The organism is Vibrio sp. 10N.261.51.A4, assembly GCF_041471945.1.
GTDB classification, from domain to species: Bacteria; Pseudomonadota; Gammaproteobacteria; order Enterobacterales; family Vibrionaceae; genus Vibrio; species Vibrio crassostreae_C.
On sequence record NZ_JBFRPJ010000100.1, the window covers coordinates 1 to 22,454 of the forward strand.

Consider the following 22,454-nt stretch of genomic DNA (forward strand, 5'->3'; position numbering starts at 1 on the left):
CTTGTGATCAAGAGACAGGCTTAGATGCAGGCTTTCGTTGGATTGCAGTTCATACTCGCTAAGGTTAGAACTTGTAGTTCAAGCCAACTGAAACGATATATTGAGACTCGTCGTAGAAGGTAATGTTCGAGTCGCTGGTGCCGTAGCCTGCCAGTGAAATAAACGACCAGTTTTCCCAATCCATGAATTGATCATACTCATAGGCGGCGAATAGGTTGATATTGTCGTCGCTGCGTTTCTTGTCGTAGATCGGGTTGCTCGCATCGTAAGAGCGTTGGCTGTAACCCGCTGTTAGTGCGTACTGGTGACGCCCCATGCAACCAAACAAGCTTACCTCACCACCGAATTGGTCGTAAGATTCAGCTTTACCATCAGCATCACGTGTTTGATAGATGACGGATGGAATAAGCATCATGGTACGACTGAGTGGCAGGCGATATTGACCTTTCAAGTAGAGAGTATTGGCATCTCGTTTGAGCTCTTGATCTTGAATATCATCCTTGTCGACATCTTTGGTCGCATAGGCCATGTCTAGCGAGAAAGCTGAGCCCGCAATGTTGCTTAGCTTCAAACGAAACGCATTGCCAGTTTCATCGGTCTTGGTGCGAGCTGATGTGGTGTTGTATGGATCAGCCCAAGTTTCACCAGACATAATGGTTGGCAGCAGTGAAGCGTCGATCACCATGCCTGACTCAAGTTGGTATTTGTAACCGACTTCGAGAACTACAGTACCTGTTGCTACATCATCTCGCGCGGTACCTGTGTATACCTGATGGTTTAGCTTTTCACCAAAGGTATAAGCAACACTACCTAAAGGAGCAACCAGAAAAGAGCTTTCCGAAGAAGCCTTCTGATCTGTGGATGAAAGATTGCTATTAGCATCGGTATTAAAGTTCGAGGTGGAAGAGGTAACCCCGGTATTGAGAGAGATTTCACCACTGAAACCTTGTTGGTCTGCAAGCTTGGCAAAAGCGGGAGAAGCCGCAACGCTCAATGCCAAGAGAGTTATTTTTATTTTCATTCAAGGGCTCCTTGCCCACCGGTTCTTAGGACGGGTTATTAATAGCAGTAAAGCTTTAAACTTCCAGGTTAATTATTTATCAATAATGATTTTTGAACTAGCAAAAAAAAAAGGAAGCCGAAGCTTCCTTTCATCAATGGCTTACTTCTTTAATAAGAAGTTCACGAGCTCGAAGTACTCATCAAGAGAGTTGATACCTTGAGCTTCTACTAGGTAGCGGTTGTTAACCACAACAGCGGGTACACCTGAAAGGCCGCTGTCTTTGAATGCTTTGTCGAAGCGACGAACCATAGAATCTACAGCAAAGCCGTTATACGCAGCATCGAATTTCTTCGCATCAACGCCTTCGTCTAGGAAGATTTGACGCAGTTCTTCTTCATCACGTGGTGGCTTGTTCATTGTGTGGATGCGGTTAAACATCACTGGCACCATTTTATCTTCAACTTTCAGTGCAATCATTGTCGCGTAAGCTTTGCTCATTGGCAGACCCATGTTGCCACCCATGAATGAAACATGGTTCTTCTGTAGCTTAGCGTCTTTAGGTAGCTGTTGTTTTAGCTGCTGGATGATTGGTTCAAAGCTATTACAGTGTGGGCAGTAGAAAGAGAAGAACTCTGTCACCATTGGTTTTTTTGATGCTTCTAGATCGAGAACTTTGTAGTGTTCACCTTCGTTAAATTTCGCAGCGTGAGCTGAAAGGCTCAACATGATCAATGAGAAAAATGCGAATAGCTTTTTCATTTATCCAATCTCCATTATGTTTGAATTTTTATCTAGTTGTGTTGCGATTGCTGTTACCACTGAGGCATTAACGAAAGTGGTGGCTCTTGCAGGGTAGCAATTTGCTCTTTACAAGCAAGTACTTGTTGCTCCCAATATTTTGGATCATTAAACCATGGGAAGGCTAGAGGAAATGCAGGATCGTTCCATCGTTTCGCCAACCATGCCATGTAATGCACCATACGTAGACCGCGTAGTGGCTCGATTAGTTTCAGTTGCGCGGTATTAAAATCGCAAAATTCTTGATAGCTCTCTAGCAAAATATCCAGTTGCATTAGCTTATCTTGACTCTCGCCGTTAAGCAGCATCCACAAATCTTGTATCGCAGGGCCGTTACGTGCGTCATCAAGATCGACGAACATTGGCCCGTCACGCCACAAGATATTGCCAGGGTGGCAGTCACCATGCAGGCGGATATTTCCAATATTGCTTGGCCACTGGCTCTCTAGCTCTTTGATCAGAAGGTCGACGTCATTGAAGAAGGCATTTTCTAGGTGCGTCGGGATAAACTGAGAGTTCTCTAGAATCTTACGTGGCTGATAAAGGTATTCATCTAAGCTGATGGTCGGGCGATGCTGGAATGTTCTTCCCGCGCTGGCTTTATGAATACGACCAAGAAAGCGTCCTACGCCTTCCAATTGATCTAGATTGTCAACTTCATACTGTCTGCCGCCAACACTTTCAAATAGTGCAAATAGGTAGCCTTGGTATTCATGTAAGGTTGCACCGTTGATTCGCATTGGAGGCGCAACCGGCATCTCTTGTTCGATAAGCTCGAGTGCGAAGTCATGCTCTTCTTGGATCTGTGCCTTGTTCCAGCGTTGTGGACGGTAAAACTTAACGACGTAGCGCTTACGGTCTTCATCGGTGAACTGATAGACACGGTTTTCGTAACTGTTGAGAGCGAGAAGCCCGGATTCAGCGCGAACTCCGATGCTCTCCAGTGCGTACCACATGAAGTCAGGAGTCAGGTTATCAAAGTTAAAGGCTTGCATCGTCATAGAATAAAAAAGGCTCATTACTGAGCCTTTTTCCATTTATTGGGTTGTTATACCAAGCACTACGGTGCGGGTATCAGAGCTTCTTGATAAAGCGGCTTTCGACTTCCATCGTAAACTCTTCATTATCCGAGAGTATAAACTGAATTGTCGAAACTGGTGAGCTCAGTTTTTCTGGGTCGGCGCCCAAACTGATAGGTAGGTTCAAAACCTCGCCTGGATCGACAGTAATCGTCTGTTTACCATACCAGATAGAATCGGGCAGTCCGCTAACATCGAGTTTGTACTCTTGCTCTTGTTGAGTCTTGTTGATCACTTTCAAGGTGTAGGTGTTTTCAACCAACCCTTGGTTATTGACTCTAAACAGTTGGTTTCGGTCACGCAGAACACTTAGGCCGGCAGGATCAACGCTCGCGATTTGGGCGAAGAACAAGCCCAGCATCACGATCAAGATAGCGCCATAGCCCAACAGCTTGGGACGCATTACCTTGGTCGAGTGACCTTCAAGTCTGTGCTCGGTGGTGTAATTGATCAGGCCTTTCTCATAGCCCATACGCTCCATCGTGTTGTCACAGGCATCAATACACGCGCCGCAGTTAATACACTCGTATTGCAGGCCGTCACGGATATCGATACCCGTAGGGCACACTTGTACACACAGATTACAGTCAATACAGTCGCCTAGACCAAGCTCTTTTGGATCGGCTTTACGAGAGCGAGGGCCACGGCTTTCACCACGTTCTGTGTTGTAACCAACGATGAAGGTGTCTTTATCGAACATTGCCGACTGGAAACGCGCGTAAGGACACATGTGCAGACAAACAATTGAACGCATCCAACCCGCATTGGCATAAGTACATCCAGCAAAGAACAGTACCCAAAACACCGGCCAGAAAGACGAGTTAAAGGTAAAGAAGCCAACCACTAACTCTTTGATTGGGATGAAGTAACCAACAAAGGTTAAGCCCGTCGCAATGGCAATCGCCCACCACGCAATGTGTTTGAGGGTTTTTCTGAGGATTAAATTGCTCGTCAGTTTGCCCGAGTCTTGTTTTCTTCGCTTATTGGCAGCGCCTTCTAGCTTCTCTTCGAACCAGATATACATGAAGGTCCAGACGGTTTGCGGGCATAAATAGCCACACCAGACGCGGCCTAAGAAGGTGGTTATGAAAAACAGGCCAAACGCGGCAATCATAAATAGGATCGCGAGTAGGGTCAGATCTTGCGGGTATAAGGTGGTGCCAAAGAAGTTGAACTGTTGGCTGCCGATATCGAGCAAGATCGCTTGACGTTCACCAAAGGGAATCCATGGGATAAGCGCAAAAAGTAAAAGTAAGAACCAACCGCCATAGCGACGCAGTTGTTGGAATTTACCTTTGCTTTCTCGAACATAGATTCGGTTACTTGGGTTAAATCGATCTCCATTACCTTTATGTGTTTTCGGGTTAAAGGTTTTAGGAGTCACATCTTTGATATCGATTTTATCCTGACTCATGGACTATCCTTTTTGTGGCTTGTTTGCCCGGTTAAGTCGGGCATGACGACATTACTTGAAAGTATGGTTTAGAGAACCTGTTGAAATTGAGCTTGGTGCATTTGTTGTTATCGCACTCACTCTTATTATTTTAGAAGATTCTTATGGATGGCGATTATAGCGACAATCTTGTTCTCATTTCTTTAACGCTATCAACCTTTAACAACAAAAGTCATAACAGTTGTGACGAAAAAATAGCGAACAGAAACAAAAAAGCGACCTGGTGGTCGCTTTTTAAAATTGAGTGTTTTATCTATACGGCAATTGAGCTCTAAACTAACGGGCGACTAAAGAAGGCCACGTGCTTTTAGAATTGCGGTTTTGAAATCATCTTCTTGGTCTTTTTTCAGGCCCGGGATCATCTCATCTTTTTCGCTGTTGCGCATTTTTAGGTGATAGATAAGAACATCGTCAGTCAGCTCTTCTAGCTTGCCTTGGTAGCCTGCTTCGTTTGATAGCTTAATGATGAACTCTAATAGGTTAAGCTCTTGATCTTTCTGCCACTCAGGCTCCATCAGTTCAAGCAGTTCCTCAATGCGGTGACACTTCATACTTTACTTCTCCACAAATTTTATAATGATTTGTGGTTAAGGTATCAAATCGGGTAGGGAATACCAATGTGTAAAGACATTTCAAGATGGGGCCGGGCAAGAAAAAAGCGCAGTAAAAACTGCGCTTTTCGTTAAGCGGCTTTAATTACTTTTGTTGCAGTCGGTGCCAATAAAGCAGTCTTCTGAACGAGAGTCATTGTAGGAGCCAATTTCTTAGCCGTTGGAGCAGCAACAAAGCCACTACGACGACGCATCGCACTACGGTTGGTGTGCGAGAACCTGACAGCTGTTGGGCGCATTAATTTACCTAACGGTCAGGCATATCCATTGCCAATCTAATGGCCTGACTTATCATGAGCTTCGCTTCAATTACTTGAAGAGTCACTCGTCTGGCTTTCGCCAATCCGAAAAATAAATCAGGATAATGATATGCATGCATATCAAGGCTTAGATTATCACTATCTAAGTTATCGATCGACGCCTGAGTGATAATTAAACGATATTAGAGCTAAAATAGTGTGAGCAGTATATTTGAGTTTGAACCTCTTTCAGGCTTAAGATGATGCTTTAAAGGAGGTGCATATGTCGTTCTTAAAGAAAACGTTAGCTAGTTTTGGTATTGGATCTGCCAAGGTGGATTCTGTATTGCAACAGGAAGTGCTTTACCCAGGCAAGAAGGCGAGCATTATTGTGCATGTCTATGGTGGCGCTCAGCCACAAGAAATCGACAACATTGATCTCAACTTGTGCTGTCGTTACGTCAAAGAAGTCACCATGAACTCGCAAAGGCAAGAGGGCGGTCATAAACGCCGAATGCATCAGACGTACTCGTTGGCTAAATGGAGCCTGCCGTATGCCTTTGTGATTCAGCCGGGAGAAACCCGCGACTTTGAATGTGAGTTTGATGTACCGCTGAATACACCAGTCACGATTGGTGATTCAAAAGTATGGCTTGAAACCGGGCTCGATATTGCGATGGCGATTGACCCATCGGATAAAGACACCTTAACGGTTCGTCCTGATGCACTCCTCGATGGCATCTTTAACGCACTTGAAGCTCAAGGGCTACGGATACGCCAAGTGGAATGTGAAGCGGTGGATGGCTTTGAACTGCCGTTTGTCCAAGAGTTTGAGTTTGTGCCGACTACTGGCCCTTATCATGGTCGCTGGCGTGAGCTTGAGGTTGTTGCTCATCGTGGTGAGACAGAACTTAAGTTGTGGTTTGAGATAGACCGCAATCGCGATGGTGCCAAAGGTATGTTGGCGAGTTTGCTGGGAATTGGTCAGCTACAGCGTCAATTGAGTGTCCCGCTTGATACCTCACCAGAAGACGCCGGTAAGATGGTGGTCGAGTATTTAGAAAGCGCATCTTAGCTGAATAGCACATTTTATAAGTCATTTTGTCATAAAAATTTAAGCTTACACGTGTAAGCTTAATATGTAATACTGGGTCAATCGAACATTTACTCTAGTAGGATACTCATGTCTGCATCATCAGCCAGCGAATACAGTGACATCGAAGAACGCGCTAATGCGATAACCCATGGTTTGGGCGTCGTACTTGGCGTAGTGGGCCTGATCCTGTTACTGATTCGTGCGTTTGATTACCAAGCCGACATGCTTACTGTTACCAGTATGGCGGTGTATGGCAGCAGTATTATTCTGCTCTTTCTTGCTTCCACGTTGTACCACTCGATCACCACTGAGAAAACCAAGCGCTTACTCAAAACGCTCGATCACTGTGCGATTTACTTGCTGATCGCGGGCAGTTACACGCCGTTTCTCTTGGTGGGCTTAAGAACCCCATTAGCGATGGGCTTGATGGCGGTGATTTGGGGAATTGCGCTGGTGGGCATCATCATGAAGATTGCCTTTGTGTACCGATTCAAGCGCTTATCGTTGTTCATTTACTTGGCGATGGGTTGGCTATCTTTGATTGTTGTTTATCAATTGGCGATGAATATCGATATAGGTGGTTTGGTGTTACTGGCGGTTGGCGGGGTGATTTACTCGCTGGGTGTGATTTTCTATGTGGCAAAACGCATCCCTTATAACCATGCCATCTGGCACTTGTTTGTGTTGGCGGGCTGCGCTTGCCATTTCTTCGCTATCTACCTGTTCGTGACACCAGTTTAGCGGGCAACGACTTCGATAATCTCGGCTTTAATCTGATATTCAGGGTGCTCTGCTAGGTCGAGTTCTATCAACTTACCTTCTTCAGCTGTCTTTGGTCGCAGGTAAGTGTCGGCCATTCGTTTGATTGATTTCCAGACTGCGACTTCTTGTTGTGCCAGTAGCTCACCTTCTGCGGTAAATACGCTGATGTTAAGTGATACCAAAATGACAGCTTGAGTGCCTTGGTTGGTGATGGCTGTCGGAATGATAAGCTCACCACTTTCATAGCGGCTCGCGCCTAATACGACATCCACTCCGGATTGAGACAGTTGTAAGCTTGGCTTTTTACTATTAACCACAATCGTAGTACCACGCGTACTCGTTGCAACTGGGACAGCGACTACGGGTACTGCTGCGACTGGCGCCGTCGTTACCGCTGAAGTTATCTCTGTCGTTGTTGTTTCTTCTGTTTTATTTTCTGCCACATACTGCCAAGTAAAATCGTCTTTTAGTAACACTTGCTTGCCATCAGGCAATGTGACCATTTGATCAGCAAAGGCAGAGCTTATGAATACTGAGTTTGCGAGCAATGCGCTAGCGAGAAGTACGTATGATTTCATCTGTGTTTCCTTGATTTTTTTGCTTGGTTAGCGTCGCCAAAAGGCTGGGAAAAATAGAACAATGAGCGTCAGTATCTCGAGTCGTCCCATTAGCATTCCTAAACTTAGCAACCATTTAGCGGCGTCTGGCAGTGGAGCAAAGTTCCCGGTTGGACCGATCACGCTGCCCATGCCTGGGCCCACGTTGGCAACGGCTGTGATAGCGCCAGATATACTGGTCACAGGATCAAGTCCCATCGCGCTCAAGCCGCCTGCAATTAAGATAATCGTGATAAAGAACATCAAACCAAATGCCACGAGTGAACGCACAATATCGTCATTCACCGGTCGCTGATTGTAGCGTTGAACAAATACGCCTGATGGGTGAATTAGCTTCATCATTTGTTTGTGGAGCATGGTCATCGCGATCTGGAAACGGAAGATTTTAATACCGCCAGAGGTTGAACCCGAGCAAGCTCCCGCCATCATTAGGAATGCAAACAAGGTGGTTGGCAGTGCACCCCAGGCGGTGAAGTCTTCTAAGCCAAAACCGGTTGTGGTGACGACTGACACAATGTTGAACATCGAAACACGCATCGCATCCATAACAGTGTAGCCATCTCTAACCACCAACCATGTTGATATTACGGCGCTGGTGACAAAGAACAGGTACGTGAAACCTCTCACTTGCGCGTCTTTGTAGAGGATTGAGAGTTTTCGGCCTCGCAGTGCGCTAACAAACAGTAAGAACGGCAGGCCGCCAAGGAACATGAATAGTGTTCCCACCCAGTGAGCATTGTTGGAGAAGTGGTTCATCGATCCATCTGAGGTTGAGTAACCCCCCGTCGACAGTGTTGTGAACGCGTGATTGATCGCGTCAAAGATGCCCATGCCTGCAAACAAATAGCTAATGATGCATAAACCAGTCAGAACCAGGTAAACCGCCACGATGTTCTTCGCGACGGTTTTTGCTCGTGGGCTGCTTTTATCTGACCAGTCGGATGATTCGGTTTGGAACAGGCGCATACCACCAACGTTGAGCATTGGTAGAACCGCTACCGCCATCACGATGAAGCCGATACCACCTAACCATTGCAGTATAGAACGCCACAACAGAATGCTTGGTGCCATGCTGTCTAAGCCGCTTAATACGGTTGAGCCTGTCGTGGTGATACCTGACATGGTTTCGAAGTAGGCGTCTGTAAAGCTGATGTGGTTAATGAAGACAAAGGGCAGGGCGGCAAAGGCGCTGGCGATTGTCCAAACCAAAGAGGTGATAAGGAACATATCCCGCACCCCAAGTCGGAACTTAGCGGAGCGGCCCAAGCTCAAGCAGATGAACGCCACAATGTGCGTGATCACTACTGATTGACCAAACTCGAGGAAGCCACCGGTGCCAGTAAAAAAGGCAACCAATGTGGGGATGTACATGAAAAGGGCGAGTTTTGATAACACTAACCCTATCACTAATAATATCGGACGAAAGTTGACCATAGCTTAATAGACCATAGCTTTAATTGATTACAGCCTTGTGCCGGAGCGTCGTTCTCATAAAAAGAAAGTTGCGAGAAGAAGCTCACGAGAACAAGGCTATAAGAAGAACGGGCTCGGTTGGAATAGAGACTCAACATCCGGTACGTATTTCTTGTCCACTAGGAACATCACTACGTGGTCATCCTGTTCGATTACGGTTCTATCGTGCGCGATAAGCACCTCTTCTCCGCGAACAATCGCACCAATAGTGGTGCCCGGTGGCAGTTTGATGTCGCCAATTGCTCGGCCAACGACTTTAGAGGTGGTCTCGTCACCGTGAGCAATGGCTTCAATCGCCTCAGCAGCCCCGCGACGTAGAGAGGATACGTTAACAATATCAGCACGACGAACGTGAGTAAGCAGCGCGGAAATCGTCGCTTGCTGTGGAGATATCGCAATATCAATCACGCCACCCTGAACAAGGTCGACATAAGCGCCACGCTGAATCAGCACCATTACTTTCTTGGCACCCATTCGCTTCGCCAGCATCGCTGACATGATGTTGGTTTCATCTTCATTGGTTAGAGCAATGAACACATCCACCTGATCGATGTTCTCTTCGGTCAGCAGCTCTTGGTCGGCTGCATCGCCACAGAATACGATGGTGTTTTCTAATTCTTCAGATAGTTTCTCGGCGCGAGTATAGCTGCGCTCGATAAGTTTGATGCTGTAGCTTTGCTCAAGGCGTTTTGCCAAACTTGCACCAATGTTACCACCGCCAACAATCATGATGCGACGATACGGTTTCTCTAAGCGCTGAAGCTCACTCATTACTGAGCGGATATGGTTACTCGCAGCCACAAAGAAAACCTCATCATCGGCTTCAATGATGGTAGTTCCTTGTGGGCGAATAGGGCGACCTTGACGGAAAATAGCGGCTACACGAGTATCAATGTGCGGCATGTGCTCACGCAAAGCAGACAGTGCATTACCGACCAGTGGGCCACCGTAGTAGGCTTTTACCGCGACTAGGCTAACCTTTTGTTCAGCAAAGCTCACAACCTGTAATGCACCTGGATATTGAATCAGGCGCTCGATGTAGCTAGTGACGAGTTCTTCTGGGGCAATCAAATGATCGACCGGAATCGCCCCTGATTTGAAGAGTGCTTCTTTCTCTTCTAAATACTGTGGAGAGCGGATACGGGCAATTCGGTTTGGCGTATTAAACAGAGAAAAGGCAACCTGACATGCGGCCATGTTGGTTTCATCCATGTTGGTTACGGCAACCAACATGTCGGCATCTTGCGCGCCCGCTTCACGTAGTGTGTTCGGGTGGCTGGCATAACCGTTTACAACTCTAAGGTCGTATTTGTCCTGAAGTTCACGAAGTCGGTCGGCATTACGGTCGACAATCGTGATGTCATTGTTTTCACCCACTAGGTTTTCAGCAAGGGTACCGCCAACTTGTCCAGCACCTAGAATAATGATCTTCATAGCCTTTCTCTTATTTTTGCCGTTGTAATTCTAGTGATCTCATTTTGCTTTGATAATGCACTAGAAAGAAACAGCGGCTAAGAAATAAATTCTTAGCCGCTGTTAGTTGTTATGCCTGTTTTACTAGAACTGCGTAGTAGAAGCCATCCATATCTTCTTCACCAGGCAGTATTTGACGACCCGGTTTTTCGATATCAGACCCAACCAGCGTTGCGTTCTCGGTACGCTCTAAGAATGCTTTCACTTGCAGCACGTTTTCTTGCGGCGTGATAGAACATGTCGCATAAACTATGGTGCCGCCTTCTTTTAGCTGGCGCCACATTGCATCCAAGATTTCGCTTTGCAGCTCTGCTAGTGCATCAATATCAGATGCACGACGTAGCCACTTAATGTCAGGGTGACGGCGAATTACACCGGTCGCTGAACACGGAGCATCAAGTAGGATGCGGTCAAACTGACTGCCTGTCCACCACTCTTCAGGGTAGCGAGCATCACCACAGATTACGTCGGCACGTAGTTGTAGGCGTTCAAGGTTATCGTAAACGCGGTCTAGGCGCTTAATATCACTGTCGATTGCAACCACTTCAGTGTCTTGAGTATGTTCAAGAATGTGTGCAGTTTTACCACCAGGTGCTGCGCAGCAATCTAGGATTAGCTCACCATCTTTTGGTGTTAGGAAATCAACGGACAACTGAGCTGCAGCATCTTGCACAGATACCCAGCCTCTGTCGAAGCCAGGAAGCAAAGTAACGTCACAAGGTGAGGCTAATTTTATGGCATCAGCTGCTTCAGGGTGCAGTGTGTATTCAATGTTTTCGTTTTTAAGCAGTTCAACATACTCGTCACGAGTGTGGTGTTGGCGGTTTACGCGCAGCCACATTGGTGCCTTGTTATTGTTTGCTTCAACCAATTGCTCCCACTGATCTGGGTAGCTCTCTTGAAGCATTTTTAGAATCCAGCTTGGATGGCTGTATTTGCCAGCATTGTGGCTAACGGCTTTCTCGTCTAGCTCTTCTTGATCGCGCAGATAGCTGCGAAGTACGGCATTGATCAAACCACTGAGGCTTGGGCCACGCAGTGTTTTGGTTGCTTCAACTGTTTCAGCAACGGCGGCATGCGAAGGAATTCGCATAAAGCCCAACTGATAAATGCCTACTAGGATCAGGTGATGGAAGACGCGCTTTTTACCTTTAAGCGAGTTTTCCATCAGTTCGTTAGCGATTGACTCTAAGCGAGGCAGGTAACGAAGTGCGCCGTAGCAAATCTCTTGCAGTAGAGCATGGTCTCGCGGACGGATCGTTTTTTGAGCCGCAGGGAGAGCGTGTGAAAGAGAGTGGCCTTTATCGACAACTTGGAATAGGACATTTGCAGCAGCAGCGCGAACATTCATGAGGGGTACCGAATATTTATTTGAATACATGAGGGCATCTCTGCCCTCGTAAAGGTTTTCTAAACTGTGTTTTTACAAGCTACACATTTTTAAGTGCATATTGAGTAGCTTTAAAGCGGTTAAGAAAGTTGAGTACCAACTTCAAACCAGCTTGCACGTGAGTTCAATATGTCTTGAACTGACATGGCTTTTTTGCCAGGAACTTGCAGTTGTTCCAAAACCAGTACTTTGTCGCCAGTCGCAACATAGATACCCGTTTTATCTGCTTTGATGATTGAGCCAGCTGGCGCAGATGTTGATTCTTGATCAACACGTGTCTGCCAAACTTTAATGCTTTTTTCATCATTAGAGCTGCTATCAGTAATCGCAAAGTGACTCATTGGCCATGGGTTGAAAGCGCGCACACAACGTTCGATGTGTTCTGCACTGTCATTCCAGTCAATCTTCGCTTCTTCTTTGCTCAGCTTCTTCGCGTAGTTAGCAAACTCGTCATCTTGCTTCTCAGCAGCGGCTTTACCAGAAGCGATGTCTGCTAAACACTCAACAAGAGCATCAGGACCAAGGCCTGCCAACTTCTCATACATTGACGCGCTAGTATCTGTCGCTTCGATTGGCAGCGTTGCGATGCTGAGCATATCACCGGTATCTAGGCCGATATCCATCTGCATGATCGTCACGCCAGTCTCTTTATCGCCCGCCCAGATAGAGCGTTGGATCGGAGCAGCACCACGCCAGCGCGGTAGGATAGAACCATGCACGTTGATACAACCCAAGCGAGGCGTATCTAATACAGCTTGTGGAAGAAGCAAGCCGTAAGCGACAACAACCATGATGTCAGCATTCAAATCTGCTAGCTCTTGCTTAGCTTCATCTGACTTGAAGTTTTCTGGTTGGTAAACCGGAATATTGTTTTCAAGTGCGATGTTTTTTACTGGGCTCGCAGTCAGTTTTTTACCGCGGCCTGCTGGACGATCTGGCTGTGTGTAAACAGCAATAACTTCATGCTCCGAAGACAACAACGCCGCCAAATGACGGGCGGCGAAATCCGGAGTACCTGCGAAGACAATTCTTAAAGATTGACTCAAGGTAGACTTCCTTCTTAATTTAGTAATAGCAGCGGTTATTAACCTTGTTTCTCGTTGAAACGTTTAATCTTCGCTAGCTTATCTTGAATACGTTTGCGCTTTAGTGGCGATAGGTAATCAACAAACAACTTGCCTTCTAGGTGGTCAAGTTCGTGCTGAACACAGATAGCCAGAAGGTCGTCAGCGTCGAATGTGAATTCGTTGCCTTCACGGTCTAATGCTTTAACCGTTACTTCTGCAGCGCGAGGGACTAGAGCTCGAGCGCCTGGTACAGATAGACAGCCTTCTTCGATACCATCTTCGCCACGTTTGTCGGTAATTTCAGGGTTGATCAGAACCATAGGCTCGTCACGTGTTTCTGAAATGTCGATAACAACGATGCGCTGGTGGAAATCTACTTGCGTTGCCGCAAGGCCGATACCTTCTTCGTCGTACATGGTTTCAATCATGTCATCAACGAACTTTTGAATCTCTGGGGTAACTTCTTTTACCGGTTTCGCCACGGTACGTAGACGATCATCTGGTAATGTTAATACTTGTAATACAGACATATACACTCGAAATATTGAACTGTGCCGAAACAGCTTAAACCTTGTTGGCTCAATTCTAGACATTTTAGAGGTCAAATGACAGCATCCTGAAGTTAATTCTCTAATCAGATGTCATATATTTAGACCAAGGAACCTAGGTCATGCGTCATTTTTCTCCCACTTTTTCTCTTATTTGTGCCTCGATTTCGTTCGCCGCTACGGCGGAAAATAGTGAGCAACCTTTAACCATTAAACAGGGCGCACCCGAGGCGTATGTGGTGGTTAAGGGCGATACTTTATGGGATATCTCCGCGATGTATCTCGATAGCCCATGGTTGTGGCCAAGGTTATGGCAGGTCAATCCAGAGATAGAAAACCCTCATCTTATTTATCCCGGAGATAAACTGTCTTTGGTTTGGATTAATGGTGAGCCTGTATTGAGCCTCAAGCCTGTTATCAAACTTAGCCCTAAGATTCGTGTCTCTGAGAAGAAAGCAGTGCCTACCGTCAATGAGGGGCTGGTTCTGCCTTATTTACAGTCTGATCGCTTGGTAGAGCAGCAAGATATCGAATCGGCGCAACGAGTATTAGGGACCAGTGATGGAAAGAGATTCTTATCTGGTGCAGACCGGTTATTCATATCAGGTAACCAACAGCATCAAAAGTGGGGTATCTACCGCGCCGTTGAAACCTACCAACGGCAGCAACCCCAAGCGAGTATTACCTCGTTGCGTTTGGTCGCCACTGCGCGCTTAAAAGAGGTAGATGCTGAGTTCAGTTGTTTACAGATAGACACTCAACTGCAAGAGGTACTGCTCAACGACCTCGTGCTACCAGAACTTGGTGTTGATCAGGTGAAGCTCTCTACCACGTTTTACCCTGCACCTAGTGCGGCGGGTCAGTTTGCTAATATCTTGGGTTCGTTAGATGGCAGCCAATACAGCGCGAAGAATCAGGTGGTAGTGATCAACAAAGGTTCACAGGATAACCTTCGCCAAGGCTCTATGTTTACCCTCAGCGAAAGCGGTGCAGTGGTGTTTGGTAAGCAAGGTGAATACAGCTATAAAGAGTCGGCGGCGAGCGATAAGGTGCAATTGCCAAGTACCTCGCTGGGTAGCTTGATGGTTATTCGTCCTTATGAGCATTTTAGCCTCGCGTTGATTACTCAGAGCTCTAAGCCTGTTAGTAATGATATTCTGGCGGTATCGCCTTTGGACCTTGCTTTGACGGAAGAGATTAAGGGTACCGAGTGAATGAGCAACAACTGAGTGCTTGGTTAACTCTAAGTTTTGTTCCGCAATTGGGTGGCAAACGCCTTTCTCGCCTGCTGAGTATCGATTCCCCTTCGAACATTGTTGGCTACTCAAGTCAGCAGCTGCAAGCGATGGGTTTGTCAGCTAAGCAAATATCCTATCTAAGAGAGCAAGCCCCAAGAGAAGTGGAGGCTTGCTTATCATGGCAAGCAAAACAGCCTAACCATCACATTATTACCCCGAATTGCTCATATTATCCCAAACTGCTCAATGAGATTGCCTCTGCGCCCAGTGTTCTTTTCGTTAAAGGTCACGTCGAAAAGCTGATTGAACCTCAAATCGCTATGGTCGGCAGTCGCAATGCCAGTCTTGAAGGGCTGCAGACAGCGAAGTCCTTCGCCAAAGAGTTTGTCCAAAACGGTTTGATTGTCACCAGTGGCTTAGCTTTAGGTATCGATGGCTATGCTCATGATGGTGCTCTGGATAAAGGAGGGGAAACTTTCGCTGTGTTGGGCTCTGGTTTGGATTCTATTTATCCAGCACGACACCGAAATCTAGCGGAGAGGATCTGTGAGAACGGCGCGCTGATTTCAGAGTTTCGTCCAAGCGCCAAACCACGACCTGAACATTTCCCTCGCCGTAACCGTATTATAAGTGGCTTGTCGTTAGGAACCTTGGTGGTGGAAGCGGCTGAGAAGAGTGGCTCTTTAATTACCGCTCGCTATGCCATGGAGCAAGGTCGAGAAGTGTTTGCGCTTCCCGGTTCTATTCATAGCCCAACCAGCCGCGGAGGTAACAGTCTAATCAAAGCTGGAGCATGTTTAGTGCAAAATGCTCAAGATGTTCTGATTGAAATAAAGAGTCTGTTAAACTGGTCTATAGATCAGCAGCCGAGCTTATTCGAACCTACGCAGAATAAGGGTGAAAATGAACAATTGCCATTTCCACAGCTGTTAGCTAACGTAGGATTAGAGGCGACACCCGTTGATATTTTGGCACAGAGAACCCATATACCTGTGCATGAAGTCATGATGCAGCTTTTAGAGCTTGAGCTCTCAGGGCATGTTGTTGCAGTTTCCGGTGGCTATATTCGAAAGGGGAGAGGCTAAGCTATGATGATGGACATACTGATGTACTTGTTTGAAACCTACATCCATAGCGATTCTGAATTGCAGGTGGATCAAGACGAGCTGGAAGATGAGCTTCTTCGAGCAGGGTTTCACCAAGACGATATTTATAAGGCCCTCCATTGGTTAGAAGATCTTGCGGCACTGCAAGATACCGACAACCAAGCGGCGATTACTATGTGCTCCAATACCTCGATGCGTGTTTATACCAGTCGAGAGATTTCACGTATTAATATGGAGTGTCGAGGTTTCCTACTATTCCTAGAGCAGATCAACGTGCTCACGACAGAGATTCGTGAAATGGTGATTGATCGTGTAATGGGGCTTGAGACCAACGAATTTGAATTGGATGATCTGAAATGGATTATCTTAATGGTGCTATTCAATGTACCGGGTAATGAAAGTGCTTACACGCAAATGGAAGAGCTGTTGTACACCAAAGAGCAAGGTATCTTGCATTAATACAGGCTTGTCATGAGTAGTAAGATTGATAATCAGCTTTTTTCAGCACATGAACATGCGTTAGAGCATGAACCTTGTCCACAGTGTGGTGGGGAGCTTCAGCTTCGCCATGGTAAGCACGGCCCATTTTTAGGCTGTAAGCAGTATCCGAGCTGTGATTACATCAAGCCTCTTCATCAAAATGATGGTCATGTGGTGAAAGAGCTGGGCGTACCGTGCCCTAAATGCCAAAACGAGTTGGTATTAAGGCAAGGTCGCTTTGGGATGTTCATTGGTTGTAGTAGCTACCCAACGTGTAATCACATCGAATCTTTGGACCAACCGAAAGAACGGTCTGAAGAGCAGCCACTTGTTGCTTGCCCTGAGTGTGGCAGAGGCCATTTGGTTGAGCGTAAATCTCGCTATGGCAAAATCTTCTATGCTTGTGATAACTACCCTAAGTGTAAATTCGCCGTTAATCAGCCACCTGTTATAGGTCGTTGTGAAGAATGCTTGTTTCCATTGTTGCTGGAGAAGAAAACGGCCAGTGGTACCAAGAAGCAATGCGCAGATCGCAAGTGTCACCACATTCAATCTCAATAACTCGATATTATAGACACAAAAAAACGGCGCTCACTGAGCGCCGTTTTTGTATCCAATAAACTTTTTATATCAATAAGCCAATGTAGGCTTACTTCATCTGCTCAGCAAACTCATGCACAGCAGGGTAGGCTTGTTTATCAAGAATCTCAGCCAATGAGCACAACGCTCTTTGTAATTCTGCGTTGTAGTCAGCGCTCACGTTAATGTGGCCCATCTTACGACCTGCACGCTTCTCTTTGCCATACCAATGAACATGACAACCACCTTGAGCCAGAATCGCTTCAGGTAGGGTATCTTCACCAAGAATGTTGATCATTGCGGTTGGACGAATCAGTTTAGTGCTGCCTAGTGGCATGCCACATACGGCACGTAGGTGGTTTTCAAACTGACAAGTCTCTGCGCCTTGTTGCGTCCAGTGACCAGAGTTATGAACTCGTGGTGCAATCTCATTAACTAGCAGTGAACCTTGAACATCAAAGAACTCAAGTGCAAGCACGCCAACGTAGTCCAAACGTTCTGCAACTGCGGTGAACATGGTTTTCGCTTGCTCTTGCAGTTCAATGTCATCAATCGCTGTCGATAAGCTCAACACGCCGTCGGTGTGAACATTCTCAGCCAGTGGATACACTTGAACCTCGCCATTGGTATCACGAGCACCAACCAGTGATACTTCGCGGTCAAACGGAACAAACTCTTCAGCCACAATCGCTTGGTTGTCGGTCGCGGTAATGCACTCAGCCATTTCTGCCCAAGTCGCGTCAACATTGTCTAATGTCTTTAAGCGCCATTGGCCCTTGCCGTCGTAGCCGCCAAGTGTGCTCTTCAACACCATTGGTAAGCCAACGTGAGCAATTGCAGCGTCAAAGTCTTCGCGAGAGTTAACCACGTAGTACTTAGCATTCTTCACGTTCGCTTCGTCTAACAGGGCTTTTTCAAGACGACGGTCACCGCCAGCTTTGATTGCTTCTGTTGTCGGTAAGAACTTACCGCTGCGCTCACACACCTCAAGTACATCGTGAGGAATATGTTCGAATTCAGCAGTAATGACGTCCGCACGCTCAATCGCATTTTCTAAGCCGTTACCTAGAATCGCTTGCGTTAATGGGTGAACAATATTTTTGCTGCCAACATCAAAAGCAGAAATTTCAATATTCAGCGGTGCCCCAGCTAGGGACATCATGCGAGCAAGTTGGCCCGCGCCTAACACAAGAACATGCATGGAAATTAGTCCTCTGCAGGGTTTGGATTAGCCAAAACCGTTTCTGTTTGCTCAGAACGGAATGCTTCTACTTTTGCCATTACTTCTTCATTGTGTGTACCAATGATTTGAGCCGCTAGGATGCCTGCATTGGCAGCGCCAGCTTCACCGATAGCCAAAGTACCTACCGCGATACCTTTTGGCATCTGCACGATAGAAAGCAGAGAGTCCATGCCTTTCAGTGCTTTAGACTGAACTGGAACACCCAGAACTGGTACGCTTGTGAAAGCAGCAGCCATGCCCGGAAGGTGCGCTGCACCGCCAGCACCAGCAATAATTACTTTAATACCGCGCTCTTTCGCACTGGTTGCGTAGTCTGCAAGCAACTGAGGTGTGCGGTGAGCAGAAACCACTTTTGTTTCGTACGCCACGCCAAACTGATCCAACATTTCTGCAGCTAGCTTCATTGTTGGCCAATCAGATTTAGAACCCATGATAATACCGACAGTCATCTCAAACTCCTTCAGGTACGATTTAATTAGTGATTAGATATTTTGCGCGCATTATACGGGTAAAATTACTTAAGGAAAACGTTTGCGTCAGTCTAAGTTGTTAATTGATACATTTTATAAACAAATAGCTTTAGTCACAGTGAATGATAATTTGTACACTTAGCGAGTTCGATAACTGACTTAATGAGGCAACCCGTGGATAACTTTCAACATACATTGCAGGCATTACAACAAGGTGAAGTCATTGCTTACCCGACCGAAGGCGTTTTTGGGGTTGGTTGTGATCCTGATAATCCACATGCCATCAAGAAATTACTCGAGTTAAAACAGCGTCCAGTTGAAAAGGGCTTGATCTTGATTGCTGCAAGTTACGAGCAGCTGCTTCCTTATATTGATGAAAGCCAGTTGACGGAAGAACAGTTGGTAACAGTGAAAGCGACATGGCCAGGTCCGGTCACTTGGATTATGCCAACCAGCAGCAAAGTTACTGACTGGGTCAGCGGCCAGTTTGATTCCATCGCGGTACGAGTGACGGATCACCCTTTGGTTCAAAGAATGTGTAATGAGTTCGGCAAGCCGTTAACCTCTACCAGTGCCAACCTGACTGGCGAGCCGCCTTGTATGACGACTGAAGAAGTTCAACAGCAACTGGGTCAACACTTAGTCGCGATTCTAGAAGGCCAAACGGGTGGCCGTGAGAAGCCAAGCGAAATTAGAGATGCAAAAACGTCGAAAATATTAAGACAGGGTTAAACCCTGCAAAGGAAGTAAGATGTCAGCAATTGATAAAGAAGCAGTAAAGCAGTTTTTACTGAGCCTACAAGATTCGATTTGCCAGCAGCTTGAGCAAGCTGATGGTGTAGCGTTGTTTGAAGAAGATGCATGGGAGCGAGAACCTGGCGATCGTCTAGGTGGCGGTGGTCGTACTCGCGTGATGACCAATGGTGCTTTATTTGAACAGGGTGGAGTTAACTTCTCTCACGTCGCTGGTAAAGCAATGCCTGCCTCTGCAACCGCTCACCGTCCTGAGTTAGCCGGACGTAAGTTTGAGGCGATGGGGGTTTCATTAGTTATCCACCCTAAAAACCCATATATCCCAACCTCACACGCGAACGTTCGATTCTTCATTGCGGAAAAAGAAGGGGAAGACCCGATTTGGTGGTTTGGTGGTGGTTTTGACTTAACGCCATTTTATCCTGTCGATGAAGATTGCCAATCTTGGCATCAAACTGCTAAAGATCTTTGTGCGCCGTTTGGTGATGATGTTTATCAAGAACACAAAGAGTGGTGTGATAAGTACTTCTATCTTCCTCACCGAGACGAAACACGTGGTGTTGGTGGTCTGTTCTTTGATGACTTAAATGAGTGGGGTTTCGATAAGAGCTTTGCTTATATGCAGGCTGTCGGTGAAGGTTTTGCTGCGGCGTACTTACCTATTGTCGAGCGTCGCAAAGATACACCTTATGGCGAACGTGAGCGTGACTTCCAACTATACCGTCGTGGCCGCTATGTTGAATTCAACCTAGTTTACGACCGTGGTACCTTATTTGGCCTGCAAAGCGGTGGGCGCACAGAGTCTATATTGATGTCGATGCCGCCGTTGGCTCGTTGGGAATATCGCTATGAACCGCAAGCGGGCTCACCAGAAGCTTTGCTTTATAGTGACTACCTCAAACCTCGAGTTTGGTAGTTCTTCCTTCCTTATAGGGATAGTGATAGGGTCATCTATATAGATGACCCTTTTTATTATTTCTGTTAGGTAAGGATATGACACAGCAAGTAGATCGTTATGCCGTTTTCGGTAATCCTATTGGGCAAAGCAAATCGCCATTCATTCACACATTATTTGCTCGCCAAACCAGCCAACAACTTACCTATACAGCATTACAGCCAGAGCACGGTCAATTTATCACTGCTGCCAAAACCTTTTTCAGCGAAGGTGGTCGAGGGTGCAATGTCACAGCGCCTTTTAAAGAAGATGCCTATCAGTTAGCCAATCGCCTAACTGAGAGAGCTGAACTAGCTGGTGCCGTAAATACCCTTAAGAAGTTAGATGATGGAGAGATCATTGGTGATAACACCGATGGTGAGGGCTTAGTTCAAGACCTGCTTCAACATCAAGTCACGCTAAAAGGAGCACGTGTTCTTCTTCTTGGCGCTGGTGGTGCTGCGAGAGGAGTGATTCAACCTCTTCTCGACCAAAAGCCACAACAGCTGGTGGTCGCTAATCGAACCAGCTCCAAGGCTGAACTTCTGGCTGAGATGTTTTCGTCGCATGGCAACATCAAGGGGATGGGGCTAAGTGATGTTAATGAAGGCTTTGATGTCATTATTAACTCTACCTCATCTGGTCTAAGCGGGCAGCTTCCTGAAGTGTCTGAGGTGATTTTCAATTCTACTAGCGCCGTTTATGACATGGTTTATGGATCTGGAACGACGGTATTCAATCAATGGGCATTAGATAATGGTGTTCATGCTGCTTATGATGGTTTGGGTATGCTAGTGGGGCAGGCAGCAGAAAGCTTTATGCTTTGGCGTGGTCTTCGTCCGGGAACAAAACAGATTTTAAGAGAATTACGTAAAAATCTAGAGATGTAATGGGGTGTTTATAAAAAATGAATCAATCAATTCTATTTCCTGATATCCAAGATTGGGATGAAGAGAGCCGAACAATCACGTTCCCAGCACAACAGTCGGGCGCATTGATTGAATGTGTCATGTCTATTGAGGAATTATCACGATTGGCAGGTAAAGATATAGAAGAAGGCGATCAAGCTTTAGTTATCTTTTCAGAGTTACGTTTCGATATTGAAGAGCTAGCGGAAGGGTTAATAGAAGAAGAGGAGTATGACTCCTCTAATCGGATTCAGATCAAAGCGCTTTAGACTGAAATTACAGAGTCTAGATAGTCATTTTTATTCTGAACGTAGTTGTCTGCAGACTTCTGTAGAAAGGCACGCTCTTTATCATTTAATGGGCGAGCTTGTTTTACTGGGCTTCCTACATAGAGGTAACCGCTTTCAAGTACCTTGTTTGGTGGCACTAAGCTACCAGCACCAATCATCACTTCTTTTTGGATAATCACGCCATCCAACACGATCGCTCCCATACCAACAAGTACACGATCCTCAATAGTGCAGCCATGCAGCATTACTTTATGCCCGATAGTGACATCATTACCTATTAAGAGAGGATAACCGTCAGGGTTTTCAGCATTCTTATGGGTGACGTGCAAGACACTACCATCTTGGATATTCGTTCTCTCTCCAATATGAATGTGGTTCACATCCCCTCGAGCTGCAACCAAAGGCCACACGCTAGAGTCGTTACCGATTTTGATATCACCAACCAGTACTGAACTGGTATCTATATAGACACCTTGCCCAATCTGAGGGGATATTCCTTTATAACTGCGTATTGAACTCATAAATCCTCCTTTATATAGGCACCTTAAGCCCTTAATTAAGAGGAATACTAGTGAAAATGGGGTGTTTTGAACAAAAAACGCTCGAACAATCAAAAAAGTAAGAAAAACTTCAAAAAGGGCTTGCCAGTGTGATCGAAATCTCTATAATGCGACCTCGTTGAAACGGGAAGGCTTCGTAAGAAACCAAAACGAATCAGCAGGTCAAATTAGCCAAGCTAAGCGCTTGAAAAAAGTTTTGAAAATAGTGGTTGACACTAAAACTTAAATCGCTAAAATGGCCGTCCGATTTGAGCGAAGCTCAAAAAGGAAAAGCTCTTTAACAA

General features: G+C 46.2%; 25 protein-coding genes. 10 read left to right on the forward strand and 15 right to left on the reverse strand.

Features of this window, described 5'->3' with window-relative positions; all coding sequences use genetic code 11:
- Nucleotides 1-64: 64 nt before the first annotated feature.
- The 6 genes from AB4384_RS20845 to AB4384_RS20870 all read right to left on the reverse strand — a co-directional run bounded on the left by AB4384_RS20845 (nt 65) and on the right by AB4384_RS20870 (nt 5,183).
- Complete coding sequence (locus tag AB4384_RS20845; RefSeq protein ID WP_372130061.1) at nt 65-1,021, reverse strand: DUF2860 domain-containing protein; 957 nt, start codon at nt 1,019-1,021, stop codon at nt 65-67.
- A gap of 141 nt (nt 1,022-1,162) precedes the next feature.
- Nucleotides 1,163-1,762: a thiol:disulfide interchange protein DsbA/DsbL gene (locus AB4384_RS20850; RefSeq protein ID WP_048610871.1), complete on the reverse strand. Its 600-nt coding sequence runs from the start codon at nt 1,760-1,762 to the stop codon at nt 1,163-1,165.
- 53 nt (nt 1,763-1,815) lie between these two features.
- On the reverse strand, nt 1,816-2,802 hold the full coding sequence (locus AB4384_RS20855; protein ID WP_371714959.1) for a serine/threonine protein kinase: 987 nt from the start codon (nt 2,800-2,802) through the stop codon (nt 1,816-1,818).
- Nucleotides 2,803-2,875: 73 nt separating this feature from the next.
- Nucleotides 2,876-4,294 (reverse strand): cytochrome c oxidase accessory protein CcoG, encoded by a 1,419-nt coding sequence (ccoG, locus tag AB4384_RS20860; RefSeq protein WP_065584151.1) that lies wholly within the window; start codon nt 4,292-4,294, stop codon nt 2,876-2,878.
- A 326-nt stretch (nt 4,295-4,620) separates the two neighbouring features.
- Complete coding sequence (locus AB4384_RS20865) at nt 4,621-4,884, reverse strand: YihD family protein (RefSeq protein ID WP_004735759.1); 264 nt, start codon at nt 4,882-4,884, stop codon at nt 4,621-4,623.
- 131 nt (nt 4,885-5,015) lie between these two features.
- Nucleotides 5,016-5,183, reverse strand: a complete 168-nt coding sequence (locus tag AB4384_RS20870; protein WP_004735761.1) for a hypothetical protein — start codon at nt 5,181-5,183, stop codon at nt 5,016-5,018.
- Nucleotides 5,184-5,466: 283 nt separating this feature from the next.
- Here AB4384_RS20870 and AB4384_RS20875 point away from each other — a divergent pair, with 283 nt between their 5' ends.
- Nucleotides 5,467-6,258: a sporulation protein gene (locus tag AB4384_RS20875; RefSeq protein WP_102575032.1), complete on the forward strand. Its 792-nt coding sequence runs from the start codon at nt 5,467-5,469 to the stop codon at nt 6,256-6,258.
- A gap of 108 nt (nt 6,259-6,366) precedes the next feature.
- A complete protein-coding gene (locus AB4384_RS20880; protein WP_102498560.1) occupies nt 6,367-7,020 on the forward strand; it encodes a hemolysin III family protein in 654 nt (217 codons plus the stop codon).
- Here the strand turns inward: AB4384_RS20880 and AB4384_RS20885 are convergent.
- From AB4384_RS20885 to def, 6 genes are all read right to left on the reverse strand, one after another.
- Nucleotides 7,017-7,619 (reverse strand): DUF3157 family protein, encoded by a 603-nt coding sequence (locus AB4384_RS20885; protein WP_372130062.1) that lies wholly within the window; start codon nt 7,617-7,619, stop codon nt 7,017-7,019. The two genes, AB4384_RS20880 and AB4384_RS20885, sit on opposite strands and share 4 nt — an antisense overlap.
- Nucleotides 7,620-7,646: 27 nt before the next feature.
- Nucleotides 7,647-9,092 carry a TrkH family potassium uptake protein gene (locus tag AB4384_RS20890; protein WP_372130063.1) on the reverse strand — a complete coding sequence of 482 codons (1,446 nt, stop codon included), beginning with the start codon at nt 9,090-9,092 and terminating at the stop codon, nt 7,647-7,649.
- A 96-nt stretch (nt 9,093-9,188) separates the two neighbouring features.
- Nucleotides 9,189-10,565: a Trk system potassium transporter TrkA gene (gene trkA, locus AB4384_RS20895; RefSeq protein WP_004735766.1), complete on the reverse strand. Its 1,377-nt coding sequence runs from the start codon at nt 10,563-10,565 to the stop codon at nt 9,189-9,191.
- A 109-nt stretch (nt 10,566-10,674) separates the two neighbouring features.
- A complete protein-coding gene (gene rsmB / locus AB4384_RS20900; protein ID WP_372130064.1) occupies nt 10,675-11,955 on the reverse strand; it encodes a 16S rRNA (cytosine(967)-C(5))-methyltransferase RsmB in 1,281 nt (426 codons plus the stop codon).
- Nucleotides 11,956-12,074: 119 nt separating this feature from the next.
- Nucleotides 12,075-13,040: a methionyl-tRNA formyltransferase gene (gene fmt, locus AB4384_RS20905; RefSeq protein WP_372130065.1), complete on the reverse strand. Its 966-nt coding sequence runs from the start codon at nt 13,038-13,040 to the stop codon at nt 12,075-12,077.
- Between the two features lie 38 nt (nt 13,041-13,078).
- A complete protein-coding gene (gene def / locus AB4384_RS20910; RefSeq protein WP_004735769.1) occupies nt 13,079-13,591 on the reverse strand; it encodes a peptide deformylase in 513 nt (170 codons plus the stop codon).
- Nucleotides 13,592-13,731: 140 nt separating this feature from the next.
- Between def and AB4384_RS20915 the strand changes: the two genes are divergently transcribed.
- Genes AB4384_RS20915 through AB4384_RS20930 form a run of 4 tightly spaced genes read left to right on the forward strand, consistent with a single transcriptional unit; the run spans nt 13,732 to nt 16,994 of the window.
- A complete protein-coding gene (locus AB4384_RS20915; protein ID WP_372130066.1) occupies nt 13,732-14,823 on the forward strand; it encodes a LysM peptidoglycan-binding domain-containing protein in 1,092 nt (363 codons plus the stop codon).
- Nucleotides 14,820-15,932, forward strand: a complete 1,113-nt coding sequence (gene dprA / locus AB4384_RS20920) for a DNA-processing protein DprA (RefSeq protein WP_327784986.1) — start codon at nt 14,820-14,822, stop codon at nt 15,930-15,932. Before AB4384_RS20915 ends, dprA begins: the two co-directional genes overlap by 4 nt.
- Before the next feature lie 3 nt (nt 15,933-15,935).
- A complete protein-coding gene (locus tag AB4384_RS20925; protein ID WP_029235873.1) occupies nt 15,936-16,412 on the forward strand; it encodes a DUF494 family protein in 477 nt (158 codons plus the stop codon).
- Nucleotides 16,413-16,424: 12 nt separating this feature from the next.
- Nucleotides 16,425-16,994, forward strand: a complete 570-nt coding sequence (locus AB4384_RS20930) for a type I DNA topoisomerase (protein WP_372130067.1) — start codon at nt 16,425-16,427, stop codon at nt 16,992-16,994.
- An 88-nt stretch (nt 16,995-17,082) separates the two neighbouring features.
- Here AB4384_RS20930 and AB4384_RS20935 read toward each other — a convergent pair whose 3' ends face one another.
- Both AB4384_RS20935 and purE read right to left on the reverse strand, forming a co-directional pair.
- Nucleotides 17,083-18,213 carry a 5-(carboxyamino)imidazole ribonucleotide synthase gene (locus tag AB4384_RS20935; protein ID WP_065584145.1) on the reverse strand — a complete coding sequence of 377 codons (1,131 nt, stop codon included), beginning with the start codon at nt 18,211-18,213 and terminating at the stop codon, nt 17,083-17,085.
- 5 nt (nt 18,214-18,218) lie between these two features.
- A complete protein-coding gene (gene purE / locus AB4384_RS20940; protein WP_004735777.1) occupies nt 18,219-18,704 on the reverse strand; it encodes a 5-(carboxyamino)imidazole ribonucleotide mutase in 486 nt (161 codons plus the stop codon).
- A 195-nt stretch (nt 18,705-18,899) separates the two neighbouring features.
- Here purE and AB4384_RS20945 point away from each other — a divergent pair, with 195 nt between their 5' ends.
- The 4 genes from AB4384_RS20945 to AB4384_RS20960 all read left to right on the forward strand — a co-directional run bounded on the left by AB4384_RS20945 (nt 18,900) and on the right by AB4384_RS20960 (nt 21,589).
- A complete protein-coding gene (locus AB4384_RS20945) occupies nt 18,900-19,457 on the forward strand; it encodes an L-threonylcarbamoyladenylate synthase (RefSeq protein WP_017058767.1) in 558 nt (185 codons plus the stop codon).
- 19 nt (nt 19,458-19,476) lie between these two features.
- Nucleotides 19,477-20,394, forward strand: a complete 918-nt coding sequence (hemF, locus tag AB4384_RS20950) for an oxygen-dependent coproporphyrinogen oxidase (protein ID WP_017069580.1) — start codon at nt 19,477-19,479, stop codon at nt 20,392-20,394.
- A gap of 77 nt (nt 20,395-20,471) precedes the next feature.
- Nucleotides 20,472-21,302: a shikimate dehydrogenase gene (gene aroE, locus AB4384_RS20955; RefSeq protein WP_017067739.1), complete on the forward strand. Its 831-nt coding sequence runs from the start codon at nt 20,472-20,474 to the stop codon at nt 21,300-21,302.
- A 17-nt stretch (nt 21,303-21,319) separates the two neighbouring features.
- The gene (locus AB4384_RS20960; protein WP_372130068.1) at nt 21,320-21,589 is read left to right on the forward strand and encodes a DUF1488 domain-containing protein; all 270 of its coding nucleotides are present in this window, start codon (nt 21,320-21,322) and stop codon (nt 21,587-21,589) included.
- Here the strand turns inward: AB4384_RS20960 and AB4384_RS20965 are convergent.
- Nucleotides 21,586-22,131, reverse strand: a complete 546-nt coding sequence (locus AB4384_RS20965) for a gamma carbonic anhydrase family protein (protein WP_017058763.1) — start codon at nt 22,129-22,131, stop codon at nt 21,586-21,588. The two genes, AB4384_RS20960 and AB4384_RS20965, sit on opposite strands and share 4 nt — an antisense overlap.
- Between the last annotated feature and the right edge of the window lie 323 nt (nt 22,132-22,454).